The sequence below is a fragment of the Anoxybacillus sp. B2M1 genome, from assembly GCF_001634265.1.
Taxonomy (GTDB): Bacteria; Bacillota; Bacilli; order Bacillales; family Anoxybacillaceae; genus Anoxybacteroides; species Anoxybacteroides rupiense.
The window spans coordinates 1939642-1952521 of sequence record NZ_CP015435.1; the positions used below are offsets into that span (position 1 = coordinate 1939642).

The window sequence follows — 12880 nt, forward strand, 5'->3', positions numbered from 1 at the left end:
GTAGGATAAAAAAAGAACACTCAATTGAGTGTTCTCCCTTATTCAGCAAATGAGCGATATAATTCTTCAAGCGGTTTCATGATGATTTGGTTCATGTCGGCAATTGTCATGCTCATGCGCTGTTCAAGCGCCATAAGAGTTGATAATTTTTCATTTTGCTGTGTCAGCGCCATTGCTTTTTGTGCTTGTTCCACTTCTTCTGGAGAAATGGCCGCTCCCGTAAACTGCTTTTCGTGTAGCTGCAGCTGCAATTGCCGGAAATGATTAAACATGCGATAGGCAGTTTCATCGCGACGCACCGCTTCATACGCCCGCTTGAGCTGCTGGAAATCCTCGCTCGTGCGAATCGCCTGCTCTAATTGTTGAGCCAGTGTATACAATGAATTGGACATAAAATAGCCTCCTAAAGATAAAAATTACGGTTATTCCTAAACATATGCGCTCCTAAAAAACAATATGACACCAAGTGCTCAAGCGAGCTCCTCAGCCCATATATAACGGATGAATGAGTGGGGCGTCCGATCCCTTGCCGAATGGATGGCAAGAAAATGAAAACATATCACTACTGTTGGGGATTCCATTCATTTGCTAAAAAACAAACTGATAGGGCTTAACGTCAGCTTTTTTGCTTCTTCCTAATATTAACGCGACCTGCTAAAACCACAATCCGACAATCGCTTGAAAGATTCCGATGATTCCTCCCAAGAGCGCTCCTAAATACGTAATCATCTTAAATTCGCGCTGTGAAATTAACAGAATCATTTGCTCAAGACGTTCAACAGGAAATTTTTCCACTTCTTTACGAACAATATCAGCGACTTGCAAGCGTTCGATAAGCGCTTCTACTTGACCAATAATCCATTGCCGCGCTTTCTCTATTGACTTTGGAATCCATTCATTGATAATAGGCTCACGATACATAGCTGCAAGATCTGCTACTTTTTTCTCCCATATTTCATTTTGATAAATGGCTTTTATCACCCAATTGCGCAGCGACTGCTGAATCCGTTCTTTCCCAATAAAAGCTTCCGCCTCTGCAACAGAAGCGGCGGACCATTTGTGCCACTCATCCAATAAAAGCTGGGCTAGCATTTGTCTTGTCCCTTGATGTTTAAGAAATTTAATCACTTCTGGCTGGACTTTGTCAACAAGATTTACATTGCCTAGAAACATTTGCAGCATGTTTCCCAACATGCCGCGACCAATAAAAAATTCGTCAATCATTTGGGCAATCCGTTGTTTTCCATCCTCACTTTGAAAATAGCAGAGCGCCCGATCGGCGATATAATCAGCAAAAGCACTTACCCTTTTCTCTACTTGAACGCGCACCTCAGCTGGCAGGACATCATAAATCCTTTTATTTCTTAAAGGAGCTAGTGAGCTTTCATACGTATCTTCGAGCCATTGTGCTATTTTGGCATCAATCCATTCTTTCGGGGCTCTCATGCCAAGCTGGCGAAGCAGCCCGTCCACTGTTTGCTCGCTGCTCAGCCAACGATCGGCCAACTGTTGTCCCCATTGAATCACACCGTCTATCAGTTCAGCCTCCATCAACTTGCGGCGAATTCCTTCCGCTGTCAACAGATGCTCTACTACCATTTTCCCTAACTGATGCGCCAGTTCTTCACGCCGCTTTGGGATTAACCCTGGTGTAAAAGGAAGGCGTTTTCCATAGACATAAATCGGCTTATACGGACGAAATAGCATTTTTATCGCTAGCGCGTTAGTGACTCCTCCGATAATCGCACCAGCAGCAACCATAAACAGCACATACAAAACGGTTTCCATCTTCCTTCCTCCGCTCTGATGTTTACTTATTTGCCTAATGTCTCATTATATCGTTTGTTCAGTGAAAGCGCAAATATGTGACAACGGAGGAAAAGATGGTCGATCATTTCTTGCACCAGCTTTATATAAGCTGTGCTTGTTCTCTCTCTTTCTGCATCCACTGAAAAAAACAACGGCTATGTTCCAATGAATGCGTTAGCGCTTGCTCTGCCGCATATTTCGGTGCTTTCGCGAGCTGAGTGTACATGCGATAATACAGCATGTTTTTTTCTATCTCATGAAAAAACAAAGCTGCAACCATTTCTTCAACGTGCTGCACAGCTTGACCTTTATCATTTAAGGCTCTTTCATACGGAATTCCTCTTGATACCATAAATAAATATTTCCATATTTCATGCTGTTTTTGTTCTTTCGCGATATATGAAGTCAGCCATGACTGCCATTGTTCATCACATAGTTTCTCTAACAATTGCTCCGCTAATTGCCATGTCACAAATGTAGCGCGAATCGCTTGTTCTAGCATATCCAACATATTTTCCCTCCTACTATGCTTGTCCATTTGCCTTCATATATATGAATGAAGGAGTTTATATATGACAAAATAAACTTAACAAGCAAAGGAGGGTGGGAAGATGGATCACAAGCATCAAAAAGATTCCTGTCACGAAGGACGCGATAAGTATTACATGGACATTGATCGCATGATTAATGAAGGAATGGCAGGAGGTTACGTACATGCGCGCCATGAAGCAACAAATATTGAAGAAGCACATGAGCTAATAGAAGAAGAACCGCCACATGAAATAAGCTAAAAGCAGATGCCGATTTTCCTTTTTACAGGGAAAATCGGTTTTTTTGTATAATAAACAATAGAAGACTGACGGCGAAAATAAGGAATCGGGCCAAGATAAAATCAGAATATGACCACCATAGCTGAGGGATTTTATCATTTCCCTAACACCGCGATATCAGTTCAACTGGCAACTAAAATAGATTTTCTCCGGAGTCTCGACGATCAGATAAGCCTGCTTCATTATCCAAAGACTGAAGCACCATCACTTCCATTCATTCGACTGTGAAATGGTCCATTGTTCCGCCATAGGTCCGTCAAAAAACAATAGGCTCCATCCAAAAGTTAAAACTATGACAAAGAAAGGAAGGCGCACAATGCTCGAACAATTAAAAGCTCATTTTAAAGATGCGCTGCTCATCAATGAACAAACAGAACAAATGGATAAATATGAATGGTTTTATACAAAACAAGGAGATCGAATCGGTATTTTAAAAAAAGCACTAACTGAGCGGGAAAAACAACTGTTGTCCATCTTCTTTATCCCTATGCTCCAGAATCAGCAGCTACTGACAAAAGAGGAGTTCGCTTGGCATTGTTTTGTTATCCAAGGAGATGATACACCGCTTCGCCTTCTTGATAACCACTCTCCTTATTACCGCTTTATTCACTTTCAAACCAAACAAACTGCAATAGATCAAGCGGACTTCCACGAAGCAATAGCCGGTTTGCTTGATGAAACATTTATGATTATTTGGGAAAATGAATATGGGGGAGTGATTATAGAAAAGCGACTCAGCCAGGTGGAAAAGCATCTTCCGTTTCTTGAGATGATCGATACCCTTTCAAGTGATTTTTATGTAACGCTCCATGTATTCATTGGCCAAACACATCCAAATCATCATGAGCTTTATCGCCATTTTCGCCTTGAAAAACAATATTTCAACTGGGCTAAAACATACATTCAAACACAAACCGTTTATACGATTGAAGATATATTGCCGATCGCATTGATTCATCATCATCCAGATTCGGAAACCATTCAACATCTCCGCTCCATCGTTCATAGCATTGATGATGAATTGCTCGAAACCATCAAAGTATTTTTTCAATGCAATTTAAATGTTTCATCAGCTGCCAAAAAACTTTATATGCACCGCAACAGCCTGCAGTACCGCATCGATAAATTTATTGAAAAAACAGGAATCGATATTAAACATTTTAAAGGTGCAGTCGCTGTTTATTTAGCCATCTTAGCAACTGAATCCATAAAGAAACACTAGTTCATCACGCTGCCTAAAATCTGCGCTATTTTTTGTGCACATTGTCCATTTACGCCTTCCGCTATTTTCCGTATGATGAAGAAAAAGTGAAAACGATTTCGCGGAGGGATTCAAATGGCTGAGCTTCGTTTAGAGCATATTTACAAAATCTACGATAATAACGTAACGGCTGTAAAGGATTTTAATCTCCATATCCAAGAAAAAGAATTTATTGTCTTCGTTGGCCCATCAGGATGCGGAAAATCGACGACGCTTCGGATGATTGCTGGTCTTGAGGAAATTTCAAAAGGCGATTTATATATTGACGGCAAGCGCATGAATGACGTAGCTCCAAAAGATCGCGATATTGCCATGGTGTTTCAGAACTATGCGCTTTATCCGCATATGAGCGTTTATGACAATATGGCATTCGGATTAAAATTGCGCAAATTCCCAAAAGCAGAAATTGACCGTCGTGTTCGTGAGGCTGCCCGCATTCTTGGACTGGAACAATATCTTGATCGCAAGCCAAAGGCTCTATCCGGTGGTCAGCGTCAGCGCGTTGCCTTAGGGCGCGCCATTGTCCGCGATGCCAAGGTGTTTTTAATGGACGAGCCGCTTTCTAACCTTGATGCTAAGCTTCGGGTGCAAATGCGCTCAGAAATTGCAAAATTGCACCAACGCCTAGAAACAACTACCATTTATGTAACACACGATCAAACTGAAGCCATGACGATGGCTACCCGCCTTGTTGTCATGAAGGATGGCGTCATTCAGCAAGTAGGCACTCCAAAAGAAGTCTATGAAAAGCCGGAAAACATTTTTGTCGGCGGCTTTATCGGATCGCCGGCCATGAACTTTTTACGAGGAACACTGGAAGATGGCCAATTCGTAACTGGTTCCGTCACGATCGGCATTCCTGAAGGAAAAATGAAAATGCTGCGCGAGCAAGGGTATGTAAATAAAGAGGTCATCTTAGGCATTCGCCCAGAAGATTTCCATGACGAGCCCGTGTTTATTGAAGCTTCACCAACTACAAAAATAATCGCAAACGTCGAGGTGGCGGAATTGCTCGGTGCTGAAACGATGGTTTATTCGCAAATCAACGGCCAGGAGATCGTTGCTCGCATCGACGCTCGTACAGAAATTAAACCAGGTGAACAAATCGAGCTGGCTCTCGATATGAATAAAGCCCATTTCTTTGATATCGAAACGGAACAACGCATACGGTCCAGCAATGAATAACGCCCTTCAACATCTGCCGCATCAATAGGGAATTTAAGCAGTCTTTCAGCCGTCAAATGTTTCAGCCCAATCGGATGATGAATGAAGCGGCTCAGTCGCGGTCATGAGAAACAGGACAGGTATCCAAGGCAAGCCCGTCACTTGTCTCCAGCTATTGAAACCATTCCTCATCATATAGTCAGATGGAAGACAAAGCCCCCATGGACTTTGTCTTCCGTCTTTTTACGCATCATCCATTCATGCACTTCGCTTGACAAACAAGGACAGTGGTACAGAATTCAAATGTTGATTATCAGTCTGCCCTCTTCATGAAGCAGATGTCACTCTTTTATAAAACGGACCTCCTCTATTCGACATTGAGGACAATAAAACAAATGAACACATTCATGATGTTTCAACGTCATTGGATATCCATCCACTTTTTTCATCGTATCAATCTCCATATATGGGCTATAATCATCAAAGTAGTCTGTTATTTTACCGTGATCCTCCAAATCTGTCCCACAGTGGGAACAAAAAAAGATTCGTTCTCTTAATCCATTGCAAAGCGAACAAATATTCATCTGTGCATCCTCCTGTTGAAAAGCTACCTCTTCTCAATATTCCCAAATAAGCATAGATAGATGTACTCGTGCTGCTAGTTAGCCATTGCACGCAACAATGATCGATATCACTTTGATCTCTATATTTCTCCTCTATGTGAACAGAGCATAATTCATGGCATCAGCAAAATGAGCACAAACCCGTGATTTTTTACAAATCCTGTCCATTCATCATATATGTATAGCACGAGGAGCAGCAATCAGTCGATTGGAATTGGCACCATGATGATAAATGTTTTTTGGTCAACTTGACAAAATGCGTGATGATATTTCAAGCTGAATTGATACAAGTGTAAAAATACCAAAAATTACTAAGAATGAATGAAGAATAATAATAAAAAAATGTTTCAAACTACTAGTACTACTTTCACATTCACTACATTGGGGTTCGCCAAGTTGGGCAGCATGCAGCAACAGCATGCGGCGCTGGTGCAAATCCAGCCAACCCACCATTTAAATACTTAAATTAATAAGGAGATGATTTAACATGGCTCGTAACAACAACTCTAATCAAGTACTAGTTTCTGGTGCTCAACAAGCGATTGATCAAATGAAATACGAAATCGCACAAGAATTTGGTGTAAATCTTGGAGCTGAAACAACTTCTCGTGCGAACGGTTCTGTTGGTGGAGAAATTACAAAACGTTTAGTTGCTATGGCACAACAACAACTTGGTGGCCAGTATACTCGATAAAACTGCATATACATGGCAAAAAGCCCCAAGCAATGAATCGCTTGGGGCTTTCTCATTATTCGATAAGCCGCAAAAACTGTTTGGTTCGTTCATGTTGAGGGTTTATAAATAATTGTTCCGGTTTTCCCTGCTCAACAATGCGTCCATGATCCATAAAAATAATTTCATCTGCTACTTCTTTTGCAAACCGCATTTCATGCGTTACAACCACCATTGTCATCCCTTCGGCGGCCAAATCTTTCATCACCTTTAGCACTTCTCCCACCAGTTCAGGATCGAGCGCTGACGTCGGCTCATCAAAAAGCATGACTTCCGGCTCCATCGCAAGTGCCCGAGCGATGCCAACCCGCTGCTGCTGCCCTCCCGATAATTGAAATGGATATTGATCCGCTTGCTGAACCAATCCTACCTTTTTCAGTAAGTCCATGGCTTTTTGGCGCGCTTGTGCTTTCGCTTCCTTTTTCACCGTTACCGGTCCTTCCATTACATTCTCAAGCGCCGTCATATGAGGAAACAGCTGATAGTTTTGAAAAACCATTCCCGTCAATCGCCGGAAAGCATGAATCTCCTGCTTGGCAACGGATTTAGCAAAATCAAGCTCCTTTTCTCCGATCCTAATCTTTCCCTTATCAGGCTTTTCTAGCACATTGAGGCAACGCAGCAAGGTGGTTTTTCCAGATCCAGAAGGTCCGATAATAACAACAACCTTCCCCTTTTGAATCTTCAGATCGATTCCTTTTAGCACCTCAACTTCGCCAAACTGCTTATATAAGCCTTGTACAGAAATCATCATTTCTTATCTCCTTATCGAGCAATGTAACGATTCAAACGTCTTTCGATTCGATCTTGAATGATCGATAATCCAAAGCATATGACCCAATAAATCAAGCCTGCTTCCGTATACACCAGCAAAAACTCGTAGTTAGTCGAGGCAATTTCTTGCGCTTTTCGAAACATTTCTGTTACAAGAATTAAGGAGGCAAGCGATGTATCTTTCACTAAGCTCACAAACGTATTCGAGAGAGGCGGAATCGAGACGCGGGCCGCTTGTGGAAAAATCACACGCCGTAAGACTTGTCCATAGCTCATGCCAATCGAATAAGCAGCTTCCCACTGTCCCTTTGGAATCGATAAAATCGCCGCACGAATAATTTCAGAAGCATAAGCACCGACATTTAATGAGAACCCAATGACAGCTGCTGGAAAAGGATCAATGGTGACCCCTAAATTCGGTAAGCCGTAAAAAATGATAAACAGCTGAACGAGCAAAGGAGTTCCACGAATAGCCGATACATATACTCTGGCCATTCCGTGAAGCAGCTTGATGCCGGAAATGCGAGCAAGCGCCGTAAGAATCGCTAATAACAATCCGATAAAAAATGTAATAATCGTTAACGGAATCGTATTATATAAAGCTCCCTTCACTAGAGGGAGAAGGGAGCTTTGAGCGATTGATGCAAGCCGCTCCAAACGATCATGATCCATCATTATGTTATTTAGATAACTTAGATACATCTTGACCAAACCATTTCTCTGAAATTTTTGCGTATGTTCCGTCCTTCATCATATCTTGTAAAGCTTGGTTAACAGCTTCCACCAATGAATCATTTCCTTTTCGGAACATGAGGCCGCTTTGCGAAGCATCTTTGTGTGTAGCGACAACTTTAATCGGCGCATTCGGCTTTTGTTTTAAGTAATCAAGCACAGACAATCTATCATTAATCGTAACATCTACCCTTTTTGAGCTTAACAATTCCACTGCCTGATTAAAGCCTTCCACTCCGACTATTTCCGCGCCGTATGAACGTGCCAAGTCGGCAAAATTGCTTGTCATGGATTGGGCGGATTTTAATCCTTTGATGTCCTCAAACTTTTTCACTTTGTTGTTATCCTTATGAATCAGTAAAACAGCAGCTGATGTCGTATACGGAATAGAGAAATCGTATTTCTCTTGCCGGTCTGACCGAATGCCCACTTGGTTGGCGATCATATCAAACCGCTTCGCATCTAATCCGGCAAACATCGCATCCCATTGCGTTTCCATAAACACTGGTTTCACACCAAGACGCTTGGCCACCTCTTTCGCAACCTCTACATCAAAACCTGTTAATTCCCCATTTTTGTCATGGAAGGTGAATGGCGGATACGTTCCTTCTGTGCCGATGCGAAGCTCTCCGTCTTCCTTTATTTTTGTCAATAAATCCGTTGAATTTTTTGCTCCATTATTTTTCGCTCCATTATTCGCTTCCTGATTGCCGCATCCGCTTAACAGCAACGCAGCGCTAATGAGCAATAAAGAGCACATAGTAACCAGTTTTTTCATTGATGAACCCCCATTATTCCTATTGGCTTTATAACATATGTCATCATAAAAGAAATAAAAGAAGTTGTCAAATCCATTGTTTTTTGACAAGCTGATGATGAGGAAGAGAAGCTAGCAGACTGCCTTCGGAACGCGTAACAAAGGCTTTCTTTTTAGAATAAATCAGTAAAATATACCATTTATATTACAAATGTTGATGATCTATTTATTATAGCTGCCAATAAAAAAAGAGTGTTCATCACTCTTTTCAGACTGTTGCCAAGCGCTTTCTCGACCGTCTTGATTATGCCTAAAATAGTTGTAGACAAAGTCCAATTGGACTTTGTCTACAACTTACTCCATTACGCATTTTCAGCAATCGGTTCATTTAATGAAACAAGTACCTTGCGGATTCTTCGGTTTTCCACTTGACGAACCGTTAACGTAAGAGGGCCATATTGGAGCGTTTCTCCGACGTTTGGAACGCGCTCAAACATTTCGAATATCCATCCGCCCAGTGTATGAGATAAGCTTTCCGGCTCATCAATCTCCATCAGTTCACAAAACTCATCAAGCGGCAACTCGGCATTTAACTCATAACTGTATTCATCAATTTTATGAACATTTTTTACCGCCTCGTCATGTTCATCCCATATTTCTCCAACAATTTGTTCAATAATATCTTCCAATGTAATCAGACCAGCTGTTCCCCCGAATTCATCCACAACAATGGCCATATGCACTTTACTTTTCTGTAAAGCCGGCAGCAAATCGGAAATTTTCATTGACTCCACAACAAAGAGAGGCTTTCGGAGCAGTTCGCGAATATTCACATCCCTTTGCTGGACAAGCTGGCTAAAAAAATCGCTTTCGGACAGGATACCGATCACATGGTCAATATCTTCCTCGTACACAGGAATGCGCGAATACCGCTCCTCTAAAAAAATATCGCGGATTTTTTCGATCGGCATGCCGGCCTCGACAGCGACCATATCAATGCGGGGCGTAAAAATTTCGCCAACTAAAATATCATTAAAATCAAGCGAACGATGGACAAGCTCCTTTTCTTTATTATCGATAATCCCTTCTTCTTCGCTTAAATCAATCATTTCTTTAATCTCTTCTTCTGTTACAGACGGACCTACGATGCCATGTGTCAACCATTTTGTCAGTTTTCCTTTTAAACGAGCGAACAGCAATGTGATGGGAAATAGCATTTTGATAAACACGTACATCACACTTGAATATTTCAAAGCGACCGATTCAGCGTGTTCTTTTGCAATCGATTTCGGTAATATTTCCCCAAAAATTAACAAAAGAAACATCATCGCGATACCGCTGACCAACAGACCGACATCTTCTCCTAATAAAGGAAACGCCATTTTGGCAGCGATCAAGATAGCGGAGATATCGACAATGTATTTCGCTACAATCACGGTAATTAACACATGGTCTAAATGCTCTGCAATATAGAGAACTCGCTTGCTTCCGTTCCGCTGCTCGTCTGCATCATGCTTAAAGCGCGCTTTATTTATCGAAGAAAACGCCGCTTCTGCTGAAGAAAAAAAGGCTGACAAAACCATCAAAAAAAGAAGTAAAATAAGAAGGCTCAGAGGCAATTCTCCCAAAGAATATTCACACTCCTAAACCGTTTCCTTGTTATTATTATCCATTCTATCTATATGTATTATCATATCAAACTTTTCACAAAATGCCTATAGCCTAAACAGCGCAAAAAACTGCAGTCATACGACTGCAGCTTTACGAATCTAAAATCACAGCGCCAATCACAAAAATCAATGTTAACAGCGAAGCAATATTTAACGTAACCGATAGCTCCTCCATTTTTTTCCCCTCCTTATTCATCAACAAAATCCCCCACCTATAAGGTAGCACTTCCTTTGGAAACAAACGAAATAAAAATCGTACAATTTATTGACAGATTCAAATGGTTCAAACCAGTCCTATGACTCGGCGCTTTTTTATTCCTTGATTGGAACATCACCTTTTAACCTATGTTTAGCCGATCACCGAATGCTTCACAGCGCCACGAAAGCGACTGAAAATCGCATGGTTCAGACCTTTGCTACACATTTGTACTACACCGCAGTTGACCTCTTCTCTCTTTATTTCACCTTCAAGCCGGCTGATTATAGCGCTTTTCCTGCATAAAAAATCCCTCTGAATAATCAGAGGGCGAGTTATCCTAAATAACGATAATAAATCGTTTTGGCTGTTTGAATATCTTTCGTCCCATGAATGAGCGCACGCCCATCCTGAAAGATGACAAAGCGATAGTCTCCAAGAGAAACCGATAGGAGATACGGGTTAGCTTCCGCAACCAATCCTTGTCGCAAAAACAATTGCGCCAGCTCCTGCAAATCATAATCGCGCTTTGTAGCAGGGCGAATTTGCACGGAATCCCGTCCGCATAATACGGCCGTTTTCGTTTGCATTTCATACGATAAATACGGATAAGTCGGATGTTGACCGCAAGATGGACAATGGCTCTTTTTCACTTGATCCACACGAATGGCGGCATATTGATTATTCCAAACATCAAAAGAGACTAACTTCCGGCGAAGTGAGCTTTTATCTCCGACTAATAGCTTCAGCGCTTCTGCCACTTGATAAGCAACGACCATTTGTACGGCTGGGCTGATAATTCCGGCTGTATCACATGTCGGACCGCCCGCAGGCAGCGTTTCAAGCAAGCATTGGAAGCATGGCGTCTCTCCAGGGAGAAACGTGTAACTTAATCCATAACTGCCGACACAGGCTCCATAAATCCAAGGAATGCGATATTTGCATGACACGTCGTTAATGGTCATGCGCGTTTCAAAATTATCGGTCGCATCAATGATGACATCTGGTTTAAGCTCGCTTGCTATTCTTTCCAATTCCTCCGCGTTGGCATCGCCAATGATCGCTTGAATGGAAACGTCCGAATTAATTCGTTCCAGCCTTTGCTTAGCGGCAATCGCCTTCGGAAGACGTTGTTTCGCATCCTCCTCACTATATAATTGCTGGCGCTGCAAATTGCTCCATTCTACATAGTCGCGATCGATCAACGTTAATTGGCCAATGCCTGCCCTTACAAGCGCCTCGGCACTTCCTGTTCCTAATGCTCCCGCTCCAACAATCAGGACATGCTTAGTGGAAATCCTTTGCTGTCCCTCTTTGCCGATAGGGGCAAACAACTGTTGGCGTGAATACCGTTCATTCAAACAACGCTCATTCCTTCCATTGGGCTGCTTGCTGTCGCATACCGTTTCCGCGGAATTCTTCCTGATTCGTAGCCAAGGCGTCCTGCTTCAATGGCCAGCTTCATCGCCTTAGCCATTTTTACCGGATCTGCTGCGCCAGCAACAGCTGTATTTAATAAGACGCCATCGGCTCCCATTTCCATAGCAAGCGCCGCATCCGCTGGGCTGCCAATGCCTGCATCTACGATCACAGGAACTGTTGCTTGCTCAATAATAAAGCTTAAATTGAGGGGGTTAATAATTCCCTGACCTGAACCAATTGGGGATGCTCCTGGCATGATCGCATGGCATCCCATCTCTTGTAATCGTCTTGCCAGCACGACATCATCCGATGTATAAGGCAGTACAATAAACCCTTCCGCTAAGAGCATTTCCGCTGCTTTTAGCGTTTCTACCGGATCAGGAAGCAACGTTTTATCGCAGCCGATCACTTCCACTTTAATCATATCACATAGACCAGAAGCTTTGGCCAATCGGGCAATGCGTACAGCTTCCTCTGCCGTTTTCGCACCTGCTGTATTAGGAAGCAGCTTATATTGGGTTAAATCTAACTGTTCGAGAAAATTAGGCTGGTTGGGCTCAAAAATATTCATCCGCCGTACAGCGAATGTTAAAATTTCAGCTCCCGACACTTCAACTGCTTCTTTTTGGATTGAAAAATTCGGGTATTTTCCTGTCCCTAATAAAAGCCGTGATTGAAATTCATATGGTCCAATTTTTAACATCATCATCCGCCTCCTACAAAATGAACAATTTCAATGCGATCTCTATGACACAAAGATGTTTCAGCATAACTAGGCTTCTCGATAATATCCGCATTTACTTCAACGATGACAATCTTTTGATCTAATTGAAAATGAACAAGTAAATCAGCAACTGTTCGAACATGGTCAGGCACATGAACCATTTCTCCATTAATCAACAATTCCAT

15 protein-coding genes are annotated in these 12880 nt (G+C 42.2%); 4 read left to right on the forward strand and 11 right to left on the reverse strand.

Features of this window, described 5'->3' with window-relative positions; all coding sequences use genetic code 11:
* Positions 1-38: 38 nt before the first annotated feature.
* The 3 genes from GFC28_RS09325 to GFC28_RS09335 all read right to left on the reverse strand — a co-directional run bounded on the left by GFC28_RS09325 (position 39) and on the right by GFC28_RS09335 (position 2320).
* Entirely contained in the window at positions 39-392 is a 354-nt protein-coding gene (locus GFC28_RS09325; RefSeq protein WP_044745626.1) for a YlbF/YmcA family competence regulator, read from the reverse strand.
* A 262-nt stretch (positions 393-654) separates the two neighbouring features.
* On the reverse strand, positions 655-1788 hold the full coding sequence (locus GFC28_RS09330) for a DUF445 domain-containing protein (protein WP_044745625.1): 1134 nt from the start codon (positions 1786-1788) through the stop codon (positions 655-657).
* Positions 1789-1909: 121 nt separating this feature from the next.
* Complete coding sequence (locus GFC28_RS09335) at positions 1910-2320, reverse strand: hypothetical protein (protein ID WP_044745624.1); 411 nt, start codon at positions 2318-2320, stop codon at positions 1910-1912.
* A gap of 100 nt (positions 2321-2420) precedes the next feature.
* Between GFC28_RS09335 and GFC28_RS09340 the strand changes: the two genes are divergently transcribed.
* The 3 genes from GFC28_RS09340 to GFC28_RS09350 all read left to right on the forward strand — a co-directional run bounded on the left by GFC28_RS09340 (position 2421) and on the right by GFC28_RS09350 (position 5085).
* Positions 2421-2600, forward strand: a complete 180-nt coding sequence (locus GFC28_RS09340) for a hypothetical protein (RefSeq protein WP_044745623.1) — start codon at positions 2421-2423, stop codon at positions 2598-2600.
* Between the two features lie 355 nt (positions 2601-2955).
* Positions 2956-3861, forward strand: coding sequence for a PucR family transcriptional regulator (locus GFC28_RS09345; RefSeq protein WP_044745622.1), 906 nt, complete (start codon positions 2956-2958; stop codon positions 3859-3861).
* A gap of 114 nt (positions 3862-3975) precedes the next feature.
* The gene (locus GFC28_RS09350; protein ID WP_044745621.1) at positions 3976-5085 is read left to right on the forward strand and encodes an ABC transporter ATP-binding protein; all 1110 of its coding nucleotides are present in this window, start codon (positions 3976-3978) and stop codon (positions 5083-5085) included.
* Positions 5086-5405: 320 nt separating this feature from the next.
* On the opposite strand, the gene GFC28_RS09355 is transcribed toward GFC28_RS09350, so the two are convergent.
* Positions 5406-5648 (reverse strand): hypothetical protein, encoded by a 243-nt coding sequence (locus GFC28_RS09355; RefSeq protein WP_044745620.1) that lies wholly within the window; start codon positions 5646-5648, stop codon positions 5406-5408.
* A gap of 526 nt (positions 5649-6174) precedes the next feature.
* Between GFC28_RS09355 and GFC28_RS09360 the strand changes: the two genes are divergently transcribed.
* The gene (locus tag GFC28_RS09360; protein ID WP_044745619.1) at positions 6175-6381 is read left to right on the forward strand and encodes an alpha/beta-type small acid-soluble spore protein; all 207 of its coding nucleotides are present in this window, start codon (positions 6175-6177) and stop codon (positions 6379-6381) included.
* Positions 6382-6436: 55 nt separating this feature from the next.
* Here GFC28_RS09360 and GFC28_RS09365 read toward each other — a convergent pair whose 3' ends face one another.
* From GFC28_RS09365 to thiS, 7 genes are all read right to left on the reverse strand, one after another.
* Entirely contained in the window at positions 6437-7171 is a 735-nt protein-coding gene (locus GFC28_RS09365; RefSeq protein ID WP_044745761.1) for an amino acid ABC transporter ATP-binding protein, read from the reverse strand.
* Between the two features lie 14 nt (positions 7172-7185).
* Positions 7186-7896: an amino acid ABC transporter permease gene (locus GFC28_RS09370; RefSeq protein WP_044745618.1), complete on the reverse strand. Its 711-nt coding sequence runs from the start codon at positions 7894-7896 to the stop codon at positions 7186-7188.
* Positions 7874-8704 (reverse strand): amino acid ABC transporter substrate-binding protein, encoded by an 831-nt coding sequence (locus tag GFC28_RS09375; RefSeq protein ID WP_044745617.1) that lies wholly within the window; start codon positions 8702-8704, stop codon positions 7874-7876. The genes GFC28_RS09370 and GFC28_RS09375 overlap by 23 nt, the downstream gene beginning before the upstream one ends.
* 341 nt (positions 8705-9045) lie before the next feature.
* Positions 9046-10311 carry a hemolysin family protein gene (locus GFC28_RS09380; RefSeq protein WP_044745616.1) on the reverse strand — a complete coding sequence of 422 codons (1266 nt, stop codon included), beginning with the start codon at positions 10309-10311 and terminating at the stop codon, positions 9046-9048.
* Between the two features lie 573 nt (positions 10312-10884).
* Complete coding sequence (locus GFC28_RS09385) at positions 10885-11910, reverse strand: thiazole biosynthesis adenylyltransferase ThiF (RefSeq protein ID WP_044745615.1); 1026 nt, start codon at positions 11908-11910, stop codon at positions 10885-10887.
* Positions 11907-12674: a thiazole synthase gene (locus GFC28_RS09390; protein WP_044745760.1), complete on the reverse strand. Its 768-nt coding sequence runs from the start codon at positions 12672-12674 to the stop codon at positions 11907-11909. The genes GFC28_RS09385 and GFC28_RS09390 overlap by 4 nt, the downstream gene beginning before the upstream one ends.
* 2 nt (positions 12675-12676) lie before the next feature.
* Positions 12677-12880: a sulfur carrier protein ThiS gene (thiS, locus tag GFC28_RS09395; protein ID WP_044745614.1), complete on the reverse strand. Its 204-nt coding sequence runs from the start codon at positions 12878-12880 to the stop codon at positions 12677-12679.